General features: G+C 60.8%; 18 protein-coding genes. 14 read left to right on the forward strand and 4 right to left on the reverse strand.

What is annotated here, in order from left to right:
* The first annotated feature begins 391 nt into the window (after positions 1-391).
* The 12 genes from AB4N84_RS08030 to yccS all read left to right on the forward strand — a co-directional run bounded on the left by AB4N84_RS08030 (position 392) and on the right by yccS (position 18,441).
* On the forward strand, positions 392-1,339 hold the full coding sequence (locus AB4N84_RS08030; protein ID WP_074751710.1) for a choline ABC transporter substrate-binding protein: 948 nt from the start codon (positions 392-394) through the stop codon (positions 1,337-1,339).
* Between the two features lie 64 nt (positions 1,340-1,403).
* Entirely contained in the window at positions 1,404-2,252 is an 849-nt protein-coding gene (gene choW, locus AB4N84_RS08035) for a choline ABC transporter permease subunit (RefSeq protein ID WP_460046961.1), read from the forward strand.
* Positions 2,249-3,430, forward strand: coding sequence for a choline ABC transporter ATP-binding protein (gene choV, locus AB4N84_RS08040; protein WP_074751706.1), 1,182 nt, complete (start codon positions 2,249-2,251; stop codon positions 3,428-3,430). Before choW ends, choV begins: the two co-directional genes overlap by 4 nt.
* Before the next feature lie 447 nt (positions 3,431-3,877).
* A complete protein-coding gene (gene betI, locus AB4N84_RS08045; RefSeq protein ID WP_074751704.1) occupies positions 3,878-4,471 on the forward strand; it encodes a transcriptional regulator BetI in 594 nt (197 codons plus the stop codon).
* Between the two features lie 77 nt (positions 4,472-4,548).
* A complete protein-coding gene (gene betB, locus AB4N84_RS08050) occupies positions 4,549-6,021 on the forward strand; it encodes a betaine-aldehyde dehydrogenase (RefSeq protein WP_460045888.1) in 1,473 nt (490 codons plus the stop codon).
* A gap of 179 nt (positions 6,022-6,200) precedes the next feature.
* On the forward strand, positions 6,201-7,904 hold the full coding sequence (betA, locus tag AB4N84_RS08055) for a choline dehydrogenase (RefSeq protein ID WP_460045890.1): 1,704 nt from the start codon (positions 6,201-6,203) through the stop codon (positions 7,902-7,904).
* Between the two features lie 444 nt (positions 7,905-8,348).
* Positions 8,349-9,791, forward strand: coding sequence for a TldD/PmbA family protein (locus tag AB4N84_RS08060; RefSeq protein WP_460045892.1), 1,443 nt, complete (start codon positions 8,349-8,351; stop codon positions 9,789-9,791).
* Positions 9,791-11,116: a TldD/PmbA family protein gene (locus AB4N84_RS08065; protein ID WP_460045894.1), complete on the forward strand. Its 1,326-nt coding sequence runs from the start codon at positions 9,791-9,793 to the stop codon at positions 11,114-11,116. The genes AB4N84_RS08060 and AB4N84_RS08065 overlap by 1 nt, the downstream gene beginning before the upstream one ends.
* Before the next feature lie 174 nt (positions 11,117-11,290).
* On the forward strand, positions 11,291-12,733 hold the full coding sequence (mdtD, locus tag AB4N84_RS08070; protein WP_460045896.1) for a multidrug transporter subunit MdtD: 1,443 nt from the start codon (positions 11,291-11,293) through the stop codon (positions 12,731-12,733).
* A 249-nt stretch (positions 12,734-12,982) separates the two neighbouring features.
* Complete coding sequence (dbpA, locus tag AB4N84_RS08075) at positions 12,983-14,362, forward strand: ATP-dependent RNA helicase DbpA (RefSeq protein WP_460045897.1); 1,380 nt, start codon at positions 12,983-12,985, stop codon at positions 14,360-14,362.
* A 164-nt stretch (positions 14,363-14,526) separates the two neighbouring features.
* Entirely contained in the window at positions 14,527-15,705 is a 1,179-nt protein-coding gene (locus AB4N84_RS08080) for a BaiN/RdsA family NAD(P)/FAD-dependent oxidoreductase (RefSeq protein ID WP_460045899.1), read from the forward strand.
* Between the two features lie 528 nt (positions 15,706-16,233).
* A complete protein-coding gene (gene yccS / locus AB4N84_RS08085; RefSeq protein WP_074751688.1) occupies positions 16,234-18,441 on the forward strand; it encodes a YccS family putative transporter in 2,208 nt (735 codons plus the stop codon).
* On the opposite strand, the gene AB4N84_RS08090 is transcribed toward yccS, so the two are convergent.
* A complete protein-coding gene (locus tag AB4N84_RS08090) occupies positions 18,422-19,159 on the reverse strand; it encodes a substrate-binding periplasmic protein (RefSeq protein WP_460045900.1) in 738 nt (245 codons plus the stop codon). The two genes, yccS and AB4N84_RS08090, sit on opposite strands and share 20 nt — an antisense overlap.
* Positions 19,160-19,485: 326 nt before the next feature.
* Between AB4N84_RS08090 and AB4N84_RS08095 the strand changes: the two genes are divergently transcribed.
* The gene (locus tag AB4N84_RS08095; protein ID WP_074751684.1) at positions 19,486-19,944 is read left to right on the forward strand and encodes a GNAT family N-acetyltransferase; all 459 of its coding nucleotides are present in this window, start codon (positions 19,486-19,488) and stop codon (positions 19,942-19,944) included.
* 150 nt (positions 19,945-20,094) lie between these two features.
* Here the strand turns inward: AB4N84_RS08095 and AB4N84_RS08100 are convergent, their stop codons facing one another.
* The 3 genes from AB4N84_RS08100 to AB4N84_RS08110 are packed head-to-tail and all read right to left on the reverse strand — an operon-like array spanning position 20,095 to position 23,129.
* Positions 20,095-20,391 (reverse strand): winged helix-turn-helix domain-containing protein, encoded by a 297-nt coding sequence (locus tag AB4N84_RS08100; protein ID WP_460045902.1) that lies wholly within the window; start codon positions 20,389-20,391, stop codon positions 20,095-20,097.
* Positions 20,392-20,423: 32 nt separating this feature from the next.
* A complete protein-coding gene (locus AB4N84_RS08105; protein WP_460045903.1) occupies positions 20,424-20,936 on the reverse strand; it encodes a YgjP-like metallopeptidase domain-containing protein in 513 nt (170 codons plus the stop codon).
* A 39-nt stretch (positions 20,937-20,975) separates the two neighbouring features.
* Positions 20,976-23,129, reverse strand: a complete 2,154-nt coding sequence (locus tag AB4N84_RS08110; protein ID WP_460045905.1) for a two-component system response regulator — start codon at positions 23,127-23,129, stop codon at positions 20,976-20,978.
* Between the two features lie 306 nt (positions 23,130-23,435).
* Here AB4N84_RS08110 and AB4N84_RS08115 point away from each other — a divergent pair, with 306 nt between their 5' ends.
* Positions 23,436-24,107 (forward strand): polysaccharide lyase family 7 protein, encoded by a 672-nt coding sequence (locus AB4N84_RS08115; RefSeq protein WP_074751676.1) that lies wholly within the window; start codon positions 23,436-23,438, stop codon positions 24,105-24,107.
* The last annotated feature ends 47 nt before the right edge of the window (positions 24,108-24,154 follow it).

The raw sequence follows: 24,154 nt of genomic DNA on the forward strand, positions 1-24,154 counted from the left end.
GATGGCGGCATCATCAGCCTTTTATCTCGAAGGGCGGCGTCTCACACCGACCCACTCTTGTCCACGAACGTCGCGGCTACGCAGAAGCCTCCAGGAGCACATCCCCCAGAAGAAGAGCCACTGTTTTCGACACTTTTTGCCGCATCGACACTCGAAAACCATTCGGCGACCGGGGAAAAAATCTGTAAGCGACGTCACTGACACTGGATACGACCCCCTCTGTACTGGTTACGACGCACCCTGTAGGCGTTTGTTTTTCCCTGTTACATGATCGTTGTCGACTCAATCGCCAGACGCAGTGATAGAGCTGTTTTCCCACTTGACTCGCCGACACCCAAAAACGCGTCAGCCCTGACTGATGACGAGAAGAAAACACCTAAGGAGTCCAACCATGAAAGGTTCACACAAGCTATTGCTGGGCGTTGCGCTGAGTCTGCCCTTGCTGGCCCAGGCCGCAGAGCCCGAGGCGTGCAAGACAGTCAATTTTTCTGATGTAGGCTGGACCGACATTACCGCAACCACCGCCACCACCAGCGTCGTCCTTCAGTCTCTGGGCTACAAAACCAAGACCACTATGATTTCCGTACCGGTGACCTACAAGTCGCTGGCCGATGGCAAAAACATGGACGTGTTCCTCGGCAACTGGATGCCGACCATGGAAAACGACATCAAGGCTTACCGCGACGCCGGCACCGTCGAAGTGGTGCGCACCAACCTCACAGGCGCCAAATACACACTGGCCGTACCGCAAGCGCTGTACGACAAAGGCCTGCATGATTTCGCCGACATCGCCAAATTCAAGAAAGAGCTCGACGGCAAGATCTACGGCATCGAGCCTGGCAACGACGGCAACCGCCTGATCCAGAGCATGATCGACAAAGACGCATTCGGCCTGAAAACCGCGGGTTTCAAAGTCGTCGAATCGAGCGAAGCCGGCATGCTCTCCCAAGTGGACCGCGCCGCCAAGCGCGACACCGCCGTGGTGTTCCTGGGCTGGGCGCCGCACCCGATGAACAAGCGCTTCAAGATCCAGTACCTGACCGGCGGTGACGACTTCTTCGGTCCCGACTTCGGTGCCGCGACCGTGGCCACCAACACGCGCAAGGGCTACACCCAGGAGTGCAGCAACGTCGGCCAGTTGCTGAAGAACCTGCAGTTCACCGTCGACATGGAAAGCGAACTGATGGGCAACATTCTGGACGACAAGATGAAGCCTGAAGCCGCCGCCAAGGCGTGGCTGAAGAAAAACCCTCAAGTACTCGACACCTGGCTGGCGGGTGTCACCACAGTGGACGGTAAGCCTGGCCTGGAAGCCGCAAAAGCCGAGCTGACGAAGTAACTCGACACGCAGGCGGGTTCGCCCGCCTGTTGTCCTCTTTTCATCCCGCACGCGGACAATCGATATCATGCTGACTGATCATAAAATCCCCCTAGGCCAGTACATCGCAGGCTTTGTCGAATGGCTGACCCAACACGGCGCCAGCACCTTCGACGCCATCGCCTCGTCACTGGAAACCATGATCCACGGACTGACCGCCGGTCTGACCTGGTTCAATCCTTTTGTCCTGATCGGCCTGATTGCTCTGCTTGCACACTTCATTCAGCGCAAGTGGGGCCTGACCGCCTTTGTCGTCATTTCGTTTCTGCTGATCCTGAACCTGGGGTATTGGCAGGAAACCATGGAAACCCTCGCCCAGGTGCTGTTCGCCACCCTGGTCTGCGTGGTGATAGGCGTGCCGCTGGGCATTGTTGCCGCGCACAAACCGATGTTTTACACCTGCATGCGTCCCGTCCTCGACTTGATGCAGACGGTGCCGACGTTCGTTTACCTGATTCCAACCCTGACCCTCTTCGGGCTGGGCGTGGTACCGGGTCTGATTTCGACGGTGGTGTTCGCGATTGCCGCACCCATCCGACTGACCTACCTGGGCATCTGCGATGTCCCGCAAGAACTACTCGACGCCGGCAAGGCCTTCGGCTGCTCCCGCCGTCAACTGCTGTCCCGAATCGAACTGCCCCACGCCATGCCTAGCATCGCGGCCGGTATCACCCAGTGCATCATGCTGTCGCTGTCGATGGTGGTGATCGCAGCGCTGGTGGGTGCCGACGGTCTGGGCAAACCTGTGGTCAACGCACTGAACACTGCTGATATCGCACTGGGCTTCGAAGCAGGCCTTGCGATCGTATTGCTGGCGATCATGCTCGACCGTATCTGCAAACAACCCGACGCTAAAGTGAGGGCGGACGCATGAGCATCATCAAATTCGACCAGGTAGACGTCGTCTTCTCCAAAGACCCGCGCGAGGCTCTCAAGCTGCTGGATCAGGGCCTGGCGCGGCCAGAAATCCTGAAGAAAACCGGCCAGATCGTTGGCGTGGAAAAAGCCAGCCTGGAAATCAACAAAGGCGAAATCTGCGTGCTGATGGGCTTGTCCGGCTCGGGCAAATCCAGCCTGCTGCGCTGCATCAACGGCCTGAACACGGTCAGCCGTGGTTCGCTGTTCGTCGAGCACGAAGGCAAGCAGATCAACATCGCCAACTGCACCCCGGCTGAACTGAAAATGATGCGCACCAAGCGCATCGCGATGGTGTTCCAGAAGTTTGCCCTGATGCCGTGGCTGACCGTTCGCGAGAACATCAGCTTCGGTCTGGAAATGCAGGGTCGCCCCGAGAAGGAACGTCGCCAGTTGGTGGACGAGAAACTCGAGCTGGTGGGCCTGACCCAATGGCGTAACAAGAAGCCTGACGAGCTGTCCGGCGGCATGCAGCAGCGTGTGGGCCTGGCCCGCGCGCTGGCAATGGACGCCGACATCCTGCTGATGGACGAACCGTTCTCCGCGCTCGACCCGCTGATCCGCCAAGGCCTGCAGGATGAACTGTTGGCCCTGCAGAAGAAGCTGAACAAGACCATCGTGTTCGTGAGCCACGACCTGGACGAAGCCCTGAAGCTGGGCACCCGGATCGCGATCATGAAGGACGGCCGGATCATCCAGTACAGCGTGCCGGAAGAGATCGTGCTGAACCCTGCGGACGAATACGTGCGCACCTTCGTCGCCCATACCAACCCGCTCAACGTTCTGTGTGGCCGCAGCCTGATGCGTCCGATCACCGATTGCACCCGCATCAACGGGTCGCAAGTGTGCCTGGACCCAGGCGACGATTCCTGGATCGATCTGGCAGACGGCAACACGATCACAGGCCTGCGCCAGCACGGCGCGGCGGTTGACCTGCAGAGCTGGGAACCCGGTCAGGCGGTTGAGAACCTGGGCCGTCGACCGACCGTCGTGCACTCGGACATCGGCATGCGTGAAGCGCTGCAGATTCGTTACCACACCGGCAACAAGCTGGTGCTGCAAGAGAACAACAAACTGGTCGGCATCCTGGGTGACAGCGAGCTGTACCACGCGCTGCTCGGTAAAAATCACGGCTAAACGCACCACCCGACTGTAGGGGCGCGCTTAGTCTGGGCCGCATTCGGACGATTGCGTAGTGTCAGGCGCCAACGATGTTAAATGTGCCGACCTCATCGCGGGCAAGCGCGCTCCTACAGGGGAACGATCAGCAATCCGGTAAGCGCGACGTCGGAAACTGTAGGAGCGAGGCTTGTCCCGCGATCTGCCGGGAACCGGCAGCAAAGCCCAGCGAATGCGGTGTGCCTGACACCCTCAAGGTGGATGGATTTACTGCCGCTGCGCACCAGATCGCGGGACAAGCCACGCTCCTACAGGTGATTGGCTTAAGGCACGGAATCAGAGGCTTGCAGGGCCTTTCCGCACGCCCATCATTTTTTGTTGATTGAACGTTCAATCAAAAAGCACTAGACTGGGGGCCGTTTTTCAGTCTTTCACGATCACCCGGCGAGCCACGGAGACTCACAGATGCCCAAGGTCGGTATGCAACCCATTCGTCGTCAGCAGCTGATTCAGGCCACGCTTTCGGCCGTCGATCAGGTCGGGATGGGCGATGCGAGCATCGCGTTGATCGCCAAACTGGCGGGCGTCTCCAACGGCATCATCAGTCACTACTTCCAGGACAAGAACGGCCTGATCGCAGCGACCATGCGCCACCTGATGAATGCACTGATCATCAACGTTGCAGCACGCAGACAGGCACTGACCGATGACAGCCCCCGGGCGCATCTGAAAGTCATCATCGAGGGCAACTTCGACGCCAGTCAGGTCAACGGACCGGCCATGAAAACCTGGCTCGCGTTCTGGGCCACCAGCATGCATTCACCGTCGCTGCACCGGTTACAGCGCATCAACGATCACCGCCTGTATTCCAACCTGTGCTGCCAGTTTCGCCGCGTGCTGCCATTGGATGACGCACGCACCGCAGCCCGCGGCCTGGCGGCACTGATCGATGGACTGTGGTTGCGCGGCGCGCTTTCCGGCGATGCCTTCGACACCGAACAGGCGCAACAACTCGCCTACGAATACATGGATTTCCAATTGGCAAAAGCGGCACGCTGACACAGCCGCCCGACATCGACCGGCACTGCGCTCAGCGCACTCGGTCACCGTCATTCACAGACAACTGCGAGGACTTTATGGCCCGTTTCGAACTGCAAAAACTCTACATTGACGGTGGTTACGTCGACGCCAGCAGCGACGCGACCTTCGAAGCCATCAACCCGGCCAACGGCGAAGTGCTTGCCCAGGTCCAACGGGCCAGTCAGGCCGACGTGGAGCGCGCTGTCGCCAGCGCCGAGAAGGGCCAGAAAATCTGGGCTGCCATGACCGCCATGGAGCGCTCGCGCGTTCTGCGTCGCGCTGTCGACATCCTGCGTGAGCGCAACGATGAGCTGGCCGCGCTCGAAACCCTGGACACCGGCAAAGCGATCTCCGAAACCAAATACGTCGACATCGTGACCGGCGCGGATGTGCTGGAGTACTACGCCGGTCTGGTCCCGGCGATCGAAGGCGAACAGATCCCGCTGCGCAGCTCTTCTTTCGTCTACACCCGCCGCGAGCCGCTGGGCGTGACGGTCGGCATCGGCGCCTGGAACTACCCGATCCAGATCGCCCTGTGGAAATCCGCGCCAGCACTGGCTGCGGGCAACGCGATGATCTTCAAGCCGAGCGAAGTCACCTCGCTGACCACGCTGAAACTGGCGGAGATCTACACCGAAGCCGGCTTGCCCGACGGCGTGTTCAACGTCCTGACCGGCAGCGGCCGCGAAGTCGGCACCTGGCTGACCGAGCACCCGCGTATCGAGAAAATCTCGTTCACCGGCGGCACCGACACGGGCAAGAAAGTCATGGCCAGCGCCTCCAGTTCGTCGCTCAAGGAAGTGACCATGGAGCTGGGCGGCAAGTCGCCGCTGATCATTTTCGACGACGCCGACCTGGATCGCGCCGCCGACATCGCCATGATGGCCAACTTCTACAGCTCCGGCCAGGTCTGCACCAACGGCACGCGGGTGTTCGTACCGGGCGCACTCAAGTCGGCATTCGAAGCCAAGATTCTGGAACGCGTCAATCGCATCCGCGTCGGCAACCCGGAAGATGACAACACCAACTTCGGCCCGCTGGTGAGCTTCGCGCACATGGAAAGCGTGTTGGGCTACATCGCCAAGGGCAAGGATGAAGGCGCACGCCTGTTGGTCGGTGGCGATCGTTTGACCGAGGGCGAATTCGCCAAAGGCGCATTTGTTGCGCCGACCGTTTTCACCGACTGCAAAGACGACATGACCATCGTCAAAGAAGAGATCTTCGGCCCGGTCATGAGCATCCTCAGTTATGAATCCGAGGACGAAGTGATCCGCCGCGCCAACGATACCGAAATGGGTCTGGCCGCCGGCATCGTGACCAAAGACCTGAACCGCGCCCACCGCGTGATTCACCAACTGGAAGCCGGTATCTGCTGGATCAACGCCTGGGGCGAATCCGACGCGAAGATGCCGGTCGGCGGCTACAAGCAATCGGGCGTGGGTCGTGAGAACGGGATCAGCTCGCTGGCGCAGTACACCCGCATCAAATCGGTACAGGTCGAGCTCGGTGATTACGCGTCGGTGTTCTGACCGACGCATCATCGGTGCCGCTGAGGCAGCGCCGATATACGTGTAGGAGCCGGCTTGCTGGCGAACGCGGTGAGTCAGTCACCGATGTCGAATGACGTGACGCATTCGCCAGCAAGCCGGCTCCTACAGGTTCCAGATCGCATCTCCCCCCCGCCACAACTTTCTGAACGGAGGATTTCATGCCTCAGGAATTCGATTACATCATCATTGGCGCCGGCTCTGCCGGTAACACCCTGGCAGCCCGTCTCACCGAAGACGCGGGCGTCACCGTCCTGCTGCTCGAAGCCGGCGGCCCGGATTACCGCGCCGACTTCCGCACCCAAATGCCTGCCGCGCTGGCGTTCCCGCTTCAGGGCCGTCGCTACAACTGGGCCTACGAAACCGAGCCCGAGCCGCACATGAACAACCGCCGGATGGAATGCGGTCGTGGCAAGGGCCTGGGCGGCTCATCGCTGATCAACGGCATGTGCTACATCCGTGGCAACGCGATGGACTATGACGGCTGGGCGAAATTGCCAGGGCTGGAAGAGTGGACCTACCTCGACTGCCTGCCGTACTTCCGCAAGGCTGAAACCCGCGACATCGGCCCGAATGACTACCATGGCGGCGAAGGCCCGGTCAGCGTGACCACACCTAAAGCGGGCAACAACCCGCTGTTTGCCGCGATGGTGGAAGCCGGTGTTCAGGCGGGTTATCCGCGCACCGAAGACCTCAACGGCTACCAGCAGGAAGGCTTCGGCCCGATGGATCGCACGGTCACCCCGTTCGGTCGTCGCGCCAGCACCGCACGCGGTTATCTGGACGAAGCCAAGAAGCGCTCGACCCTGACCATCGTCACCCACGCGCTGACTGATCGCATCCTATTCGAGGGCAAGCGCGCCGTGGGCGTGGCGTACCTGGTTGGCGACAGCGACGCCCGCGTCGAAGCCCGTGCGCGCAAGGAAGTCTTGCTGTGCAGCGGCGCGATTGCCTCGCCTCAGGTCCTTCAGCGATCCGGTGTAGGCCCTGCCGCGCTGCTGAAAAAGCTGGATATTCCGGTGGTTCACGACCTGCCTGGCGTGGGCGAAAACCTTCAGGACCACTTGGAGATGTACCTGCAATACGCCTGCAAAGAGCCGGTCTCGCTGTACCCTTCGCTGCTGTGGTGGAACCAGCCGGCCATCGGTGCCGAGTGGATGTTCCTGGGCAAAGGCATCGGCGCCAGCAACCAGTTCGAGGCCGGCGGCTTCATTCGTTCGCGCGAAGAGTTCGAGTGGCCGAACATTCAGTACCACTTCCTGCCGGTGGCGATTAACTACAACGGCAGCAAAGGCGTTCAGGAACATGGCTTCCAGGCCCACGTGGGCTCGATGCGCTCGCCGAGTCGCGGCTGCGTGCAGTTGAAGTCCAAGAACCCGCGCGACTACCCGAGCATTCTGTTCAACTACATGGCCACCGAGCAGGACTGGCAGGAGTTCCGCGACGGCATCCGCCTGACCCGCGAAATCATGCAGCAGCCTGCGCTGGACAAGTACCGGGGTCGCGAGATCAGCCCGGGCATCGAGGTGCAGACCGACGAGCAGCTTGACCAGTTCGTCCGTGAACACGCAGAGACGGCGTATCACCCGTCCTGCTCGTGCAAGATGGGCACGGATGAAATGGCCGTGGTCGACAGCGAAGGCCGTGTGCACGGGATGCAGAACCTGCGCGTGGTCGATGCCTCGATCATGCCGATCATCACCACCGGCAACCTGAATGCGCCCACGATCATGATCGCCGAAAAAATCGCCGACAAGATCCGTGGTCGCGCGCCGTTGCCGCGCAGCACCGCGAAGTACTTCGTCGCAGGCGATGCACCGGCGCGTGGCAAGCCGATGCGTGAAGCTGCCCAAACTGCGCGCTGAGCCAACCGCTCGCTTCCCGGGACAGAACCCCAACCCTGTGGGAGCGAGCTTGCTCGCGAATGCATCAGCACTGCAGCATTGAGGGTGGCTGACACTACGCATTCGCCACCGTCGTAACCTCCGGCAGCTCCTACAGAGAGTGCGTCACACACTGGATTCGTCTGACGCAAGACTCGCTCAGCGGCGAATTTCTGTGTGCTGAGCATTATCCTGTGGGAGCTCCTACAGAGAGTGTGTGACACACTGGATTTCCTCTGACGCGAGACTCGCTCAGCGGCGAATTTCTGGTTGCTGAGCATTATCCTGTGGGAGCTGCCGGAGGTTACGACGGTGGCGAAGAGGTCGGTACAGCCGATGCATACCCTTCTTAGCTCTCCGCCCGAAGGCTCAAGCGCGCTATGATTCGGACCATTGCCTGTCCGAATCGCCAAGGAGCCTTCCTGCATGTTCGACTTCTCCGCTCAACTCAAGCAGCGGTTCGCCGCCCTGCAGAGCAGCGCCCAGTTTTTCTCCCTGCGCTACGTCAAACAGACCAGTCAGCACCTGTCCGTGCGCAAGAACGTCGCCGAGCCGCCGCAACTGAGCACCGATGAAGGCGCGATGCTCACCGTGCGCATCCGTGGCGTCGAAGCGTATGCGGCCACCAACGACCTCTCGCAACAGGGTTTACAGGCCGCGCTCGAACGGGCCGAAGCTCAGGCCCGCATGCTCGCCCCGTACTCACTGCTCGACCTGCGCGAGCAGGCGGTCGCGACCAGCCGCGCCGACTACCTCTCACCCAACCTGACCAGCGCCTTCCCGTCGCTCAGTGAGTGTTATGCCCTGCTCGGCAGCGAATCCGCGTCCGTGCCCAAGGACGATCGCCTGGTCAACTGGCAAGTCAGCCTGGGGCTCGAAAACGTCGAACAGATCTACCTCAACAGTGCCGGCGCCGAGATCCGTCAGGCTCAGCGCTTTGTATTCCCCGGTCTCAGCGTCACGGCCTACGACGGCAAAGACAGCCAGACCCGCAGCCTGGGCCGCGAGAACTTTGGCCAGCAAGGCGGTGCGGAAGTCATCACCTCCTGCGGCATCATTGGGGCGGCGGCCAACGTCGCCGATCAGGCGCTGCAGTTGATCCTGGCACCCAACACCCCGACCGGCCCTCGCGACCTGTTGCTGACGCCGGACCAGATGATCCTGCAAATCCATGAGTCCATCGGCCATCCGCTGGAGTTGGACCGCATCCTCGGTGACGAGCGCAATTACGCCGGCACCAGCTTCGTCAAAGCCAGCGACTTCGGCACCCTGCAATACGGCTCGAACCTGCTCAACGTGACCTTCGACCCGGAGATTCCCGAGCAACTGGCGAGCTATGGCTATGACGACGACGGCACACCCGCCAGCAAACAGTTCCTGATCAAGGACGGCATCCTCGAACGCCCTCTGGGCGGCGCGCTGTCGCAATACCGTTCTGGCATGGAAGGCGTTGCCAACAGTCGCGCCTGTAGCTGGAACCGCGCGCCCATCGACCGCATGGCCAACCTCAACATCGAGCCGGGCGATCAATCGATGGCGCAACTGATCAGCGGTATCGAGCACGGCATCTTGATGAGCACCAACCGCTCGTGGTCGATCGACGATGCGCGCAATAAATTCCAGTTCGGCTGTGAATGGGGTCAGTTGATCGAGAATGGCGAGCTCAAGGGTGTGGTGAAAAACCCGAACTACCGCGCCATTTCCGCGCAGTTCTGGCGCAACCTCAGCGCCGTTGGCGACGCGAGCACCTTCAAGGTCCTCGGCACGCCGAACTGCGGCAAAGGCGAGCCCAATCAGGTGGTGCGCGTCGGCCATGCCTCGCCTGCCTGCGTATTTGCCAACGTCGATGTTTTTGGAGGTGACGCCTGATGTCCCATCGAGCCCGATTCAATGCCCTGGCCGACTGGCTGCGCGGCGCTGTCACGCCCCAGGAACGCTTCACCCTGAGCTACAACGCCGAGGCGTCGGATTTCATTCGGTTCAACCACGCCAAAGTGCGCCAGGCCGGTCACGTGCAGCAGGCCAGCCTGCAGTTCAAATTGATCGAAGACGGTCGGCACGCCGACCTGAACCTGACACTGTCCGGCGACGAAACCGTGGACCGTCAGCGCCTGAACGAAGCACTGCACCAACTTCGCGAAACCCTGACGCTGCTGCCGGTCGACCCTTATCTGCTGCTCAACGACGACGCCTGGCAAAGCAGCAATGTCCAGGACGCGCCGTTGCCCGACAGTGCCCGTGTGGTCGAACAGATCGCGCAACTGGGCGAAGGCCTGGACCTGGTCGGCATCTACGCCGCCGGGCCGATCTATCGCGGATTCGCCAGCTCCAGCGGCGCGCTGGGTTGGCATCAGGCAAACAGCTTTAACGTTGACTGGAGCCTGTTCCACGAAAACGGTCAGGCCGTGAAGGCCAATTACGCGGGTCATGCGTGGGACGACGAGGCATTCGCCCGACGCTTCGCCCTTGCCCGCGAGCAGCTGGAGTTTCTGGGGCATCCTTCGCACCCGCTGCCGCCAGGTCAATACCGGGCGTATCTGGCGCCTGCGGCACTGGAAGAAGTCATGAGCATGCTGTGCTGGGGCGGTTTCTCGGCGCAATCGCTGGCGGACAAGACCAGTCCGCTGCAGCGTCTTTATGACGGCCATGCGACGCTGAATCCGTTGGTGAGCCTGGGTGAGCAGGTCACGGGCTCATTGTCGCCAGCGTTCTCGGGTGAAGGTTATCCACGCGCCGACCTGTCGCTGGTGGTCGACGGTGTTGCGAAGGATCGCCTGATCGACTCACGCAGCGCGGCCGAGTACAACCTGACCGCCAACGGCGCCGGCTGGGGCGAATCGCCCAGCGCGCTGAGCATGAACGGCGGCTCGTTGGCCCTGGACGATGTGCTCAAGGCGCTGGGCACCGGGCTGTACATCAGCAACCTGTGGTACCTGAACTTCTCCGACCGCACCGCCGGACGAATCACCGGGATGACCCGCTTTGCGACGTTCTGGGTGGAGAACGGCAAGATCAAGGCGCCCGTGAGCACCATGCGCTTCGACGACAGTCTTTTCAGTCTGCTGGGCAGCGCACTCGAACAATTGACGAGTGAAAGGGAACTCATCCTGTCGGCGAGTACCTACAGTCAACGTCAGACAGCCTCGAATCTGCTGCCGGGCGCATTGGTGAACAGGCTGACGTTGACCCTCTAGCCAGACGCAATCCATGTAGGAGCGCGCTTGCCCGCGATTGCGGTGGGCCTGTGATGTAGATGTCGCCTGACACACCGCAATCGTCCGAGTGCGGCCCAGACCAAGCGCGCTCCTCTACAGGAACTGCGAGACTTCCCCAAGTTATACACAACCCGTAAGGACCTCGAACTTCACATGCCGACCTCGACGCCGCCACTGGACGCCCGAACCCTGCGCTGGATGCCTTGGGTCATCGCCATTGCGTTTTTCATGCAAAGCCTGGACGGCACGATTCTCAACACGGCCCTGCCGTCCATGGCCCGTTCGCTGTCCGAAGACCCGCTGCGCATGCAGTCGGTGATCATCGCGTACATGCTGACGATCGCCTTGCTGATTCCCGCGTCGGGGTGGATTTCCGACCGGTTCGGGATCAAGCGCATTTTCTTCAGCGCCATCTTGCTGTTCAGCTTTGGCTCGCTGCTGTGTGCGGCCGCCAACTCCCTCGGCATGCTGGTTGCCGCGCGGGTGGTGCAGGGTCTGGGCGGCGCTCTGATGATGCCGGTGGGCCGGTTGATCGTGTTGCGCGCTTACCCGCGAACCGAGCTGGTGCGCATCCTGAGCTTCATCACCATGCCCGCCCTGCTCGGCCCGCTGATGGGTCCGACGGTGGGCGGTTGGCTGGTGGAATACTTGAGCTGGCACTGGATCTTTCTGATCAACATTCCGGTCGGCATCCTGGGGTGCTTCGCCGTGCGCAAGTTCATCCCGGACCTACAGGGTGGCGGTCGAACACGTTTCGACCTAGTGGGGTTTGCGCTGTTCGGCGCATCGATGGTGCTGATCACCATCGCCCTGGAAGGCTTGGGCGAACTGCGTCTGCCGCACCTGCGCGTGGTGATGCTGCTGTTCGGCGGGATGGCGTGCCTGGCCGCGTACTGGTTGCGCGCCGGGCACGTGGAGTCGCCGCTGTTTTCGGCCTCGCTGTTTCGCACCCGAAGTTTCGCCGTCGGCATCATGGGCAATCTGTTTGCACGATTGGGCAGCGGTGCGCTGCCTTTTCTTGTGCCATTGATGCTGCAAGTGGCGCTGGGTTACTCGCCCTCCCACGCCGGGATGAGCATGATCCCGCTGGCGCTGGCGGCAATGTTCGCCAAACCGCTGGCCACCCGGGCCATCGAGCGCCTGGGGTATCGTATTGTCCTGACCGGCAACACGCTGCTGCTCGGGATCCTGCTGGCGAGCATGGCGCTGGTCGATGCGGACACGCCGTACTGGGTATTGCTGATTCATCTGGCGTTTTTGGGCGGTGTGAACTCGCTGCAGTTCTCGGCGATGAATGCGGTCACGCTGATCGATCTCGATGACGCCAGCGCAGCCAGCGGCAACAGCCTGCTTTCCGTGGTGGCTCAGTTGTCCCTGAGCCTGGGCGTCGCCTGCGCGGCCGCGTTGCTGGGCGGGTTTACGGACGACGTGTCGACCGGCGAGGTCAGCAGCGTGCTGGGTGCCTTCCAGCTGACGTTCCTGTGCGTGGGCGTGCTGGCCATGCTGGCGGCGTCGATTTTCCTGCAGCTTTCACCGCGCATGCCACCGGAAATTCCGCCACGCAAGCCACAGACCGAGCCGGAAATCGAGGCGTGATGCGATCCGCTGGCTAAACGCGGATCTATTGTGGGAGCGAATTCATTCGCGAGAGGCCGGTGCATCCGACACATGTCTGTCGGCCTTAGAACTTTTCGCGAATGAATTCGCTCCCACAGGGAACCGATGGTTACAGGACAAACGCGAAAAATGAACCGCCCAATTCCCCCACCATTTATCGCCCGCGCCCCCAAGGCAGGGCCCGCGACCTGATACACTGCGCGACATTTTGTTTTGCAGGCCACCCTTGTGACTAACACCGCGTTCAATTCACTGCCCCTTTCCGCTGCCATGCTGGCTAACCTGGAATCCCTTGGTTATGCCGAGATGACGCCGATTCAGGCGCAGAGCCTGCCGGTGATGCTCAAGGGCATGGACCTGATTGCCCAGGCCAAAACCGGCTCCGGCAAGACGGCGGCCTTCGGTATCGGCCTGCTGAACCCGATCAATCCGCGCTACTTCGGCTGCCAGGCACTGATCCTGTGCCCGACCCGTGAGCTGGCGGATCAGGTCGCCAAGGAAATCCGTCGTCTGGCCCGCGCCGAAGACAACATCAAGGTCCTGACCCTGTGCGGCGGCGTGTCCTTCGGCCCGCAGATCGGCTCGCTGGAGCACGGCGCGCACATCATCGTCGGCACGCCGGGCCGCATCCAGCAGCACTTGCGCAAAGGCTCGTTGGTGCTGGACGGCCTGAACACGCTGGTCCTCGACGAAGCCGACCGCATGCTCGACATGGGTTTCTATGACTCGATCGCGGACATCATCGAGCAGACCCCGGAGCGCCGTCAGACGTTGCTGTTCTCCGCCACCTACCCGGTCGGCATCAAGCAACTGGCCTCCAAGTTCATGCGCGATCCGCAGACCGTGAAGGTCGAAGCGCTGCACGCCGACAGCCAGATCGAGCAGATCTTCTACGAAATTTCCCCTGAGCAACGCCTGGAAGCGGTGGTGAAGGTCCTCGACCATTTCCGTCCGCAGTCCTGCGTGGCGTTCTGTTTCACCAAGCAGCAGGTTCAGGAAGTGGTCGATCACCTGACCGCCAAAGGCATGTCGGCCGTGGGCCTGCACGGTGACCTGGAGCAGCGTGATCGCGATCAGGTGCTGGCGATGTTCGCCAACCGCAGCACCTCGGTGCTGGTTGCAACTGACGTGGCGGCCCGCGGTCTGGACATCGATGCCCTGGACATGGTGATCAACGTCGAGCTGGCCCGTGACTCGGAAATCCACATTCACCGCGTTGGCCGGACCGGTCGCGCGGGCGAGACCGGCATCGCCGTCAGTCTCGTTGCGCCGGGCGAAAGCCAGCGTGCACGCGCCGTGGAAGAACTGCAGAAAGCGTCTCTTAACTGGCAACAGTACGACCAGCTGACGCGCAAAGAAGGCGGCAAGCTGCTGCCCCCAATGACGACCCTCTGCATCGGCTCGGGCCGCAAGGACAAACTTCGTCCGGGCGACATCCTTGGCGCGCTGACGGGCGAAGCGGGTGTTCCGGGCACTCAGGTCGGCAAGATCGCGATTTTCGATTTCCAGGCTTATGTGGCGGTCGAGCGCAGCATCGCCAAGCAGGCGCTGGAGCGTCTGAACAACGGCAAGATCAAGGGCAAGTCGTTGCGGGTGCGGATTTTGTAAGCATCCGAAACGCCGCATTTGATCGTTCCCACGCTCTGCGTGGGAATGCCGTGCTGGACGCTCCGCGTCCCGGCGACGCGGAGCGTCGCAACATGCGTTCCCACGCAGAGCGTGGGAACGATCAAGCCTTCTGACACACCACCGATTCTCCTGAGGACACCGCTTTGCCCGTTACTGACGTTGTGATCATCGGCGCTGGCGCCGCAGGTTTGATGTGTGCGTTTACCGCGGCCAATCGTGGCCGCAAGGTCATGCTGATCGATCACGCGAACAAGCCGGGCAAGAAAATCCTCATGTCGGGCGGTGGCCGCTGCAACTTCACCAATATGTACACCGAGCCCGCCAACTTCCTCTCGCAAAATCCGCACTTCTGCAAATCCGCGCTGGCCCGCTACACCCAGTGGGATTTCATTGAGCTGGTCGGTAAACACGGCGTGCCGTACCACGAGAAGAAACTCGGCCAGCTGTTCTGCGACAACAAGTCCAGCGACATTCTTGGCCTGTTGCTCAGCGAGTGCGAGGCCGCAGGCGTCAGCTTGCACATGGACACATCGGTGCAGACCATCGAGAACACCGAGACTGGCTACCTGCTGAGCACGACTCTGGGCGACATCAGCTGCGAGTCGCTGGTGATCGCCACGGGTGGCCTGTCGATTCCGACACTGGGCGCCACAGGCTTCGGCTATCAGGTCGGCAAGCAGTTCGGTCACACCCTGCTGCCGACGCGCGCAGGCCTGGTGCCGTTCACCATCACCGATCAGCTTAAAGCGCTGTGCACCGAGCTGACCGGCACTTCGGTGGACTGCCTCGTGAGCTGCAACGACGTCACCTTCCGCGAGAACATCCTGTTCACCCATCGCGGCCTCAGCGGTCCGGCAATCTTGCAGATTTCTTCGTTCTGGCATCCGGGCGATGCCGTGGAAATCAACCTGATGCCCGATCACGACGTCCACAGCTGGTTGACCGAGCAACAAGCCGAACGCCCCAACAGCGAGCTGAAAACCCTGCTCGGCGAGATCTTCACCAAGAAGATGGCCAACCTGATTGCAGACCAGTGGTTCGTGTCCAGACCGATGAAGCAATACACCCACGCCGAACTGGCCGACATCGCCCATAAACTGTCGAGCTGGCAGGTGGTTCCGGCCGGGACCGAAGGCTATCGCACGGCCGAAGTGACGCTGGGCGGGATCGACACGCGGGAGGTGTCGTCCAAAACCATGGAGTCGCTTAAATCGCCGAAGCTGTACTTCATCGGAGAAGTGCTGGACGTCAGCGGGCATCTGGGCGGCTTCAACTTTCAGTGGGCTTGGGCTTCCGCGTATGCGGCGGCGCAGTACGTCTGAGCCGGGCAGATGGCACCACGCGGTCTCTGTAGGGGCAATCCGAGGTTACGAGGGTCGCGAAGAGGCCAGTACAGTCAACACATCTCTGGCGGCTGAAAGACCGCATTCGCCACCGTCGTAACCTCCGGCAGCTCCCACAACGTATACCGGGCAAGCCCCCACAGGATTTTTGTCGGGCAACACCCACAGGGTTTGTGCCGGGCAGTATCCGTCGCATCACGCGGTCCCTGTGGGAGCAATCCGAGGTTACGAGGGTCGCGAAGAGGCCGGGGCAGTCGACACACCTCTGGCAGCTGAAAGACCGCATTCGCCACCGTCGTAACCTCCGGCAGCTCCTGCAAGGGTATTGCCGGATACCCCCGCAGGTTGGTGTCGGATGCTCCCACGGGGTTTGTGCCGGGCAGCGCCCAAAGGGCTGGGCGTCTATGGCGAATTTGGAATAAATTTTGCCAAGCGGATGTACAGCGCGCACCGGGCGCTGTACATATCCCACAGCAGAATTAATCGCGAACAAGGCCGTCAGCGTTCATGGCATCGAAATCGTTGCGCAACACCTTCCGCCGCCTCTGGGCGCTGGACAAGTTTTCCTACAGCGTGCGGGTTTTCATCGCGCTGACCGGCAGCATGGCGCTGTGCTGGTACCAAAATGAAATGTCGCTGGTCATCCCCCTGTTCCTCGGGATTATCGCCAGCGCCCTGTCCGAAACCGATGACAGCTGGCAAGGCCGCCTCAATGCCCTGGCGGTGACGCTGGTGTGCTTCAGCATCGCGGCGCTGTCCGTCGAGTTACTTTTCCCCTACCCCGTCCTGTTCATTTGCGCGTTCGCCCTGGCGGCGTTCTGCTTGACGATGCTCGGCGCCCTGGGCGAGCGTTATGGCGCCATCGCCTACGCGACGCTGATTCTGTCGGTCTACACCATGATCGGCGTGGATCAGCGCGGCGGCGAAGTCACCGACTTCTGGCACGAGCCGATGCTGCTGGTGGCAGGAGCGGCGTGGTATGGCCTGCTATCGGTGCTGTGGCAGATGCTGTTCTCTAATCAGCCCGTGCAGCAAGCACTGGCGCGGTTGTTTCGCGAACTGGGCCTGTACCTGAAGCTGAAATCGGAGCTCTTCGAGCCGATTCGTACCCTGGACGTCGAAGCCCGGCGCCTGGAGCTGGCCAAACAGAACGGCAAGGTCGTGGCCGCGCTCAACGTGACCAAGGAAATCATCCTCAACCGGGTCGGCAGCGGGCGTCCTGGCTCCAAAGTCAGCCGCTACCTGAAGCTGTATTTCCTCGCCCAGGACATCCACGAGCGTGCCAGTTCCTCGCATTATCCTTACAACTCGCTGGCCGAGGCGTTCTTCCACAGCGACGTGCTGTTCCGCTGTCAGCGCCTGCTGCGCCAACAAGGCAACGCCTGCCGCGACTTGTCGGTGTCGATCCAGTTGCGCCAACCGTTTATCTACGACGACAGCTTCGCCCATGCCCTGGACGACCTGCGCGCCTCCCTCGAACACTTGAGGATTCAGAGCAATCCCGCGTGGCGTGGATTGCTGCGCTCTCTGCGCGCACTGGCGAACAATCTGGGGACGCTGGATCGCCTGCTCAGCGATGCAAGCAACCCAGACGCGCTCGCCGATGCCACCGACAGCAGCCTGCTGGACCGCTCTCCCCGCACCCTCAAAGACGTCGTCACCCGCATCCGTCTGCAGCTGACGCCCACGTCACTTTTATTCCGGCACGCCCTGCGCCTGCCGCTGGCGTTGGTGATCGGCTACATCATGCTTCACCTGATTCACCCGTCGCAGGGCTACTGGATCATCCTGACCACGGTCTTTGTCTGTCAGCCAAGCTACGGCGCCACACGACGCAAACTCGGCCAGAGAATCATCGGCACCGCCATCGGCCTGACCGCCGGCTGGATTCTGTTCGACCTGATCACCACACCGGTTCTGCAATCGATGTGCGCGGTGCTGGCCGGCGTGGTGTTCTTCGTCAACCGCACCACGCGCTACACGCTTTCGACGGCTGCAATCACCGTCATGATCCTGTTCTGCTTCAATCAGGTCGGAAACGGTTACGGGTTGTTCCTGCCACGCCTGATGGACACCTTGCTGGGCAGCCTCATCGCAGGCCTGGCCGTGCTGTTGTTCCTGCCTGACTGGCAAGGTCGTCGCCTGAACAAAGTGCTGGCCAACACCTTGTCCTGCAACAGCATTTATCTGCGTCAGATCATGCAGCAATACGCGCAAGGCAAAAGTGACGACCTGGCCTATCGGCTTGCCCGCCGTAACGCCCACAACGCCGATGCTGCCCTCTCGACCACGCTGGCGAACATGCTTATGGAGCCTGGGCATTTCCGCAAGGAAGCCGACGTGGGCTTCCGCTTCCTGGTGCTGTCGCACACGCTGCTCAGTTATTTGTCGGGCCTGGGCGCGCACCGGGACACCCAGCTGCCGGGTGATGCGCGGGAGCAATTGATCGAGGGCGCCGGCGCCAGCCTGGCCGCGAGCATCGATGAGATCGCCCAGAGCCTGGCAACACGTCAACCTGTCGCGGTGCACAGCGATGCCGAGGAGGCGCTGGCCGCGGATCTGGAGCAGATGCCGGAAGAGCTCGACGAGGCTCAGCGGCTGGTGCAGACCCAATTGGCATTGATCTGCCGCCAGCTCGGGCCGTTGCGCACACTCGCCGCGCACTTGATCAAGGCGCCGGAGAAAGTGTCGGACATTACAGACCGTGCAGCTTGAACAGCTTGTCGTAAGTGCCGTCGGCTTTCATGGCCGCGATGGCCTTGTCGAAGTCCGCGACGATTTTTTCGTGATCGGGATTCTTCAGGCTGACCAGAATATGCAGGCTGTTTTCACTCAGTGATTTGGGCAGGAATTCAACGCTGTCGCGCACCTCATCAGGCTCGCGACTGAGCGCAAAACGAGCGGCGTACTCATCTTCAACGGTTAATTCCACTCGCCCCGCCGCCAACATCCGCACGGCGGTCGAGAAGCTCGCGACCAGCACCTTTTTCAAATCGGCATCGCTGTCGAACGCGGGCGAGTACGCGTAACTGCGCACCACGGCGATTGAGTACGGGTGCAGTTGGGTGAGGTTCTGGTAGTCGATGGTTGAAGTCTTGCGCTTGAGAAAGCGTAAGCGGTTGATCAGGTACTCGCCGGAAAACTGGCCGATGCGCGTACGGTCTTCGCTGTACCAGGCATTGATCAGGATGTCGTAGCGCCCCTCGCTGGCACCATGAATGGCTCGCGCCCAAGGCACTTGCTCGTATTCGGTGGTGTAACCGGCACGGCCCAGCGCGGTGCGAATCAAGTCGGTGGAAAGCCCGCCGTTAAGCAGCGAAACATCCGCATAAGGCGCCCAAGCGTCTCCTGCCAGCCGCAGCTTCTGCGCCAGGGCGTCCTGAGCGATCAGCAGCAACCCCAACAGACCCACGGCTCGAAGCAAACGCGACATGCTCAAAATCCTTAGGCAGACGGCCAGTCTGCAATGGTTTCAGCGGCAATAAAGCGACACTGTGACGTCCCTGGTACGAGCAACGGGCAATTTGCATGGCCCCGATATGGCGATGTATAGCGATAGCAAGTGGCCTTCATTGAAGACCTGTTCCACGTTTTCCACAACTGTTAAGAGGACGATGTTTGTGCGGTCGTTCAAAAAAGTCGCACAAGAAAACAATGGCATGCGCCGCCCACCTGTGAAGGGTCACCACACGGTGACTTTGGGCTGACAGCAATATGCGTTTAGTATCCGTCATGGACTTCTTTTCGTGAGCTGGCGACATGTCGATCAACTGGATTTGCAAACACCATACCGCCCTGAGCAAAGAGCAGCTGTACGCCATCCTGCAACTGCGCGCGCAGGTGTTCGTGGTGGAGCAGAAATGCTGGTATCAGGACGTCGACGGTCAGGATTTACTGGGCGACACCCGGCATTTGATGGCGTGGCAAGACAACGAACTGGTGGCGTACCTGCGCCTGCTGGACCCGATCCAGCAGAACGGTGACGTGACCATCGGCCGTGTGGTGACTGCTCCATCAATGCGCAACAAGGGCATGGGCCACGAACTGATGGTGCAGGCGCTGGAACACGCGGAGCGCAACTGGCCGGACCAGCCGATCTATCTGTCCGCGCAGGCGCATCTGCAGGGTTACTACAGCCGTTATGGTTTTAATCCGGTGGGCGAGGTGTATGTCGAAGATGGCATCCCGCACCTCGGCATGCGCCGGGATCTGGATTGAGATTGTAAGTCTCCTCAACCGGCGTTGTGCGCAGGACCTGTGGGAGCGAATTCATTCGCGATACGGGAGTAGAGTCGATACAGGTGTATCGGATGTAACCACTTCTCGCGAATGAATTCGCTCCCACAGTCTCTATCTCTGGCCATCCCCTCAGGGATACCCCAACACCGCTTTGACCTGCTGCAGGTTCTGCACAATCCACTGCCTGTCGATCGCGCCCCAATCGCGAATCCGGTAACCGCCTGCGTGGTTACGCCCGCCGTCCAGTTGCTCGAACTCACAGACGATGTCCAGATCGGCCAGCGCCGCGATGGTGTCCTGCGCGGTGCGGCGCGGCATGCCCGTGACGTCGGTCAAGGCCGGGACGCTGCTGGCGATCCCGCTGTCGATCAGGTACGCCACGTACAGACGGCGATAGAAGCTGCTTTTGGTCTTGCTGACGTCCATCGTCAGGTCCTTGTCGAAGATAAAGGTGATCGCTAACCCTGCTGCGTGTCCCGCCACGTCAGGTAGATGCGCAGATCGAATTCCAACTGGTGGTAACCCGGCTGCATGTGTTCGCACAACTGGTAGAACGCCTTGTTGTGCTCGGTCTCTTTGAAGTGCGCGAGTTCGTGAACCACGATCATCTTGAGGAACTCGGGGGCGGCGTCCTTGAACAACGACGCCACGCGGATTTCCTTCTTCGCCTTGAGCTTGCCGCCCTGCACACGGGACACCGTGGTGTGCAAACCCAGCGCACGGTGCGTCAGGTCCAGACGGTTGTCGAAGAGCACTTTGTCGATGCCGGGCGCGTTGCGCAGGTATTCCTGCTTGAGCGAGAGCGCATACGCGTACAGCGCCTTATCGCTCTGCACGTCATGACGTCCCGGATAGCGTTGCTCCAGGTAGGCGCCCAGTTTGTCCTGAGCAATCAGTTGCCGGACCTGATCCTGCAATGAAGCCGGATAGGCCTGCAGGTATTTGAGCGGCGTTGTCGCAGTGAGGGTCATGTTCAGATCGAAGGAGTGAAAGGGCGGCAGTCTACCGCGTCAGTGCTGTACAAGCAGCGGATGCGTCGTGGGCAGAACAATCGGCTCGACAAAACGCACGGCCTCGTCCGGCGTCATCGGGTGCGCCAGCAGGAAGCCCTGAATGATCTCGCAGCCGTTGGCCACCAGCCATTGATACTGCTCCAGCGTTTCCACGCCCTCGGCGATGACCTCAATGTTCAGCATCCGGCACAAATCCATAATGGTGCGCGCCACGGCAAGATCACGCGGCGAACTCATCATGCCGCTGATGAAGTGCCGGTCGATCTTCAGCGTATCCAGGTCGAGGTTTCGCAGGTGGGCCAGCGAGCTGTCACCTGCGCCAAAGTCATCCAGTGAAACTCGCACGCCGATGTCGTGCAGGCTTTGCAGTTGCTTGCGACTGTGCACCAGGTTGTGAACCAGCGAGGGCTCGGTGATTTCAACTTCCAGCTGGCGTGGTTGCAGGCCGTGATTGTGCATGGCGCGCTGCAACTCGGCCGCCAGATTGGGCATGCTGAATTGCGCCGGGCTGACGCTGACGCTCATCACCAGATCAGCCGGAAAGACCCCGTCCCACCGCTGCAGCTGTGCTGCGCCCTGCTCGAAGATCCACCCACCCAGTTTGTTGATCAGCCGGGTTTCTTCCAGCAACGGGATGAACAAGCTCGAAGGCACATCGCCAGCGTCCGGGTGATTCCAGCGCAAGAGCGCCTCGAAGCCACGGGTTCGCCCCGTGATCACGTTGATCTGCGGCTGGTAGACGATAGAGAAGTCCTTGCCTTCGATTGCCGTGCGCACGCTTTCTTCGAGCATTAACCGAGAACGGGCGCGACCGTTCATGTACTGATCGTAGAAGCGATACTGCTGACGGCCTGCGCGCTTGGCCTCGTACATGGCAATGTCCGCCGCGCGCAACAAGCCGTCCAGGTGGGTGCCGCAGTCCGGGTACACCGCGATCCCGATGCTGGCGCCCAACGTTGCTTCGATCCCGTCGACATGACGCCGGGCAGACACGCGATCAATCAGTTTTTCCGCGACTTTGGCGGCATGCTCGGGAAAGTCCAGCCCGTCGATCACGACCACGAACTCGTCGCCGCCCATGCGCGCCAGCACGTCATACGGGCGCAGGCACTCCTTCAACTGCTCGGCAACCCAGACCAGCACCTGATCCCCGGCATCATGACCCAGCGAGTCGTTCACGTGCTTGAAGCCGTCCAGATCGAGGTACAGGACCACCAGGTACTTACCGGCGTGCTCGTTACGCAACAACATGCCTTCGACGGTCTGGTAGAAACCACGACGGTTGAGCAGGCCAGTCAGTGAGTCGGTCACGGCCTGTTGCTCAAGCTGACTGTAGAGATCTCGCACTACCGACATGTCGAGCACGCTCAACACCATCGCTTTCTGTTCTTCCGGCAAGGGCGCGCAAGACAACGCCACCGGCAACTGGCGCCCCTCAGGCGTGCGCATGACGGCATCGTGAACCCGATAGGTGTCGGCGCGTCGGTAGTGATGATAGAACCCCGAGTCGGTCCACTCAGTGACCGCCGGCTCCTCCAGATAACAGCACAACCCGGTGCCACGCAGCTCGCCGTCGGTCATGCCCAGCAATCGACAGATCGCCGGATTGGCAAAGCTGATGATGCCGTCCTCGTTGACCACCAGAATCCCTTCAGCAACGTTGGCCAATACCGAGGCGTTGAACGCTCGTGCCGACTCCAGCTCGCGGCTGAGTTTCTGCAAGGCGCGCCGATTGTGCTGATGCTCCAGCAGGGCCTGAACCTTGGGCTTGAGGATGTTGGGGTCGAACGGTTTGAACAGGTAGTCCACCGCACCGCTGGCATAGCCTTTATGCACGGCGTCGCGGGATTGTTCGTTGGCGGTCAGGAAAATGATCGGCGTCAGGCGCGTTCGCTGACTGCCGCGCATCAGGCGGGCAACTTCAAAACCGTCCATTTCGGGCATCTGCACATCGAGCAGGACGAGGTCGACGTCTACATCAAGCAGCAGCCCCAGCGCCTCCATGCCAGAACTGGCGGTGACGATTTCCCAGTCCTGACGCTGCAGGACAGCACGCATCGTGACCAGGTTTTCTGGATAGTCGTCGACGACCAACAAGACTGACTTGCCGTTGGGAGGTTGGGATTGCGCGCATTCCATGCTGCTACTCATTCACTTCTACTGCCTTGTGAAGGGGCTCCGCCCATGATCCGATTGGCGCTTACTCTAGACCCGAATGGAAAAAAAAGAAGCAGAGCCACCGTTTTGCCATCCAAAATCGGGATCCAACCCGACTAACGGTCATCGCCCTGAGCGGTCGCCCCACCCTGCCGCGCATCAAATATAGCGGCACATTGACCTCAGCCACTCGACGGATTCACGTTAACAAACGGCGAGGCGAAACGTATAAGGGGACCCCCTCAAACCCTTGCGCCAGACACGTTTGCTGGCAATGAGACATATCGGACGAAAGACAACATGATTGATTTGGGAACCTGGAATCTGAGCATTCCAGTGGGCTCGCCCCCCACCACCATTGAAACAAAGCAGCTACTCCAGGGTTACGACGACAAGTACTTCACCTCAGGGTCATCGAATATCAGCTTCTGGGCGCCAGTGACCGGCGCAAGGACCGCCAACGCGATCTACCCACGCACCGAGTTGCGCGAAACCTGGTCCAACGGCACGCTGCATAACTGGACCTACACCGAAGCCGACAACTTTCTGAACGCCAAGCTCAAGGTCATTCAGGTCCCGTCTTCCGGGCGCGTGGTGATCGGTCAGATCCACGTGTACGAGAGCACTCAACCACTGTTGAAGCTCGAATATCAATACCAGGATGCCACCAAGGACGGGATCATCGTCGCCAAAGTGCGATTCCATCCCAACGACAAGAAGCCGCGCATCTTCACCATTGCTGAAGGCATCCATCTCAACGAAACCTTCAATTACGTCATCCACCTCAACAAGGCCGGGCTGCTCAGTGTGAAGGCGCACAATATGGTGTGGAACGACCGCATCAGCGCGACCTGGAGCAAGCAGCAGCTGTACTTCAAGGCCGGGGTCTATACCCAGGACAACACCGGGTATACCAGCGAAGGCGGCAAGGCGATGTTCTTCAATCTGGATGTCGATCACAACAAGTCCTGACCGAGCGTCTGCCCCAAATGAAAAAGCCCGCGCTTCCAGGAAGTGCG

The sequence above is a fragment of the Pseudomonas sp. S2_H01 genome (assembly GCF_054668305.1).

What these genes read in the sequence shown, in the direction of transcription:
- AB4N84_RS08030 (WP_074751710.1), top strand. Translation starts at nt 392, where the DNA reads ATGAAAGGTTCACACAAGCTATTGCTGGGCGTTGCGCTGAGTCTGCCC.
- yccS (WP_074751688.1), top strand. Translation starts at nt 16,234, where the DNA reads ATGGCATCGAAATCGTTGCGCAACACCTTCCGCCGCCTCTGGGCGCTG.
- AB4N84_RS08065 (WP_460045894.1), top strand. Translation starts at nt 9,791, where the DNA reads ATGTCCCATCGAGCCCGATTCAATGCCCTGGCCGACTGGCTGCGCGGC.
- AB4N84_RS08115 (WP_074751676.1), top strand. Translation starts at nt 23,436, where the DNA reads ATGATTGATTTGGGAACCTGGAATCTGAGCATTCCAGTGGGCTCGCCC.
- AB4N84_RS08095 (WP_074751684.1), top strand. Translation starts at nt 19,486, where the DNA reads ATGTCGATCAACTGGATTTGCAAACACCATACCGCCCTGAGCAAAGAG.
- AB4N84_RS08090 (WP_460045900.1), bottom strand. Translation starts at nt 19,159, where the DNA reads ATGTCGCGTTTGCTTCGAGCCGTGGGTCTGTTGGGGTTGCTGCTGATC.
- choV (WP_074751706.1), top strand. Translation starts at nt 2,249, where the DNA reads ATGAGCATCATCAAATTCGACCAGGTAGACGTCGTCTTCTCCAAAGAC.
- mdtD (WP_460045896.1), top strand. Translation starts at nt 11,291, where the DNA reads ATGCCGACCTCGACGCCGCCACTGGACGCCCGAACCCTGCGCTGGATG.
- betA (WP_460045890.1), top strand. Translation starts at nt 6,201, where the DNA reads ATGCCTCAGGAATTCGATTACATCATCATTGGCGCCGGCTCTGCCGGT.
- betI (WP_074751704.1), top strand. Translation starts at nt 3,878, where the DNA reads ATGCCCAAGGTCGGTATGCAACCCATTCGTCGTCAGCAGCTGATTCAG.
- AB4N84_RS08105 (WP_460045903.1), bottom strand. Translation starts at nt 20,936, where the DNA reads ATGACCCTCACTGCGACAACGCCGCTCAAATACCTGCAGGCCTATCCG.
- betB (WP_460045888.1), top strand. Translation starts at nt 4,549, where the DNA reads ATGGCCCGTTTCGAACTGCAAAAACTCTACATTGACGGTGGTTACGTC.
- AB4N84_RS08060 (WP_460045892.1), top strand. Translation starts at nt 8,349, where the DNA reads ATGTTCGACTTCTCCGCTCAACTCAAGCAGCGGTTCGCCGCCCTGCAG.
- AB4N84_RS08110 (WP_460045905.1), bottom strand. Translation starts at nt 23,129, where the DNA reads ATGAGTAGCAGCATGGAATGCGCGCAATCCCAACCTCCCAACGGCAAG.
- AB4N84_RS08100 (WP_460045902.1), bottom strand. Translation starts at nt 20,391, where the DNA reads ATGGACGTCAGCAAGACCAAAAGCAGCTTCTATCGCCGTCTGTACGTG.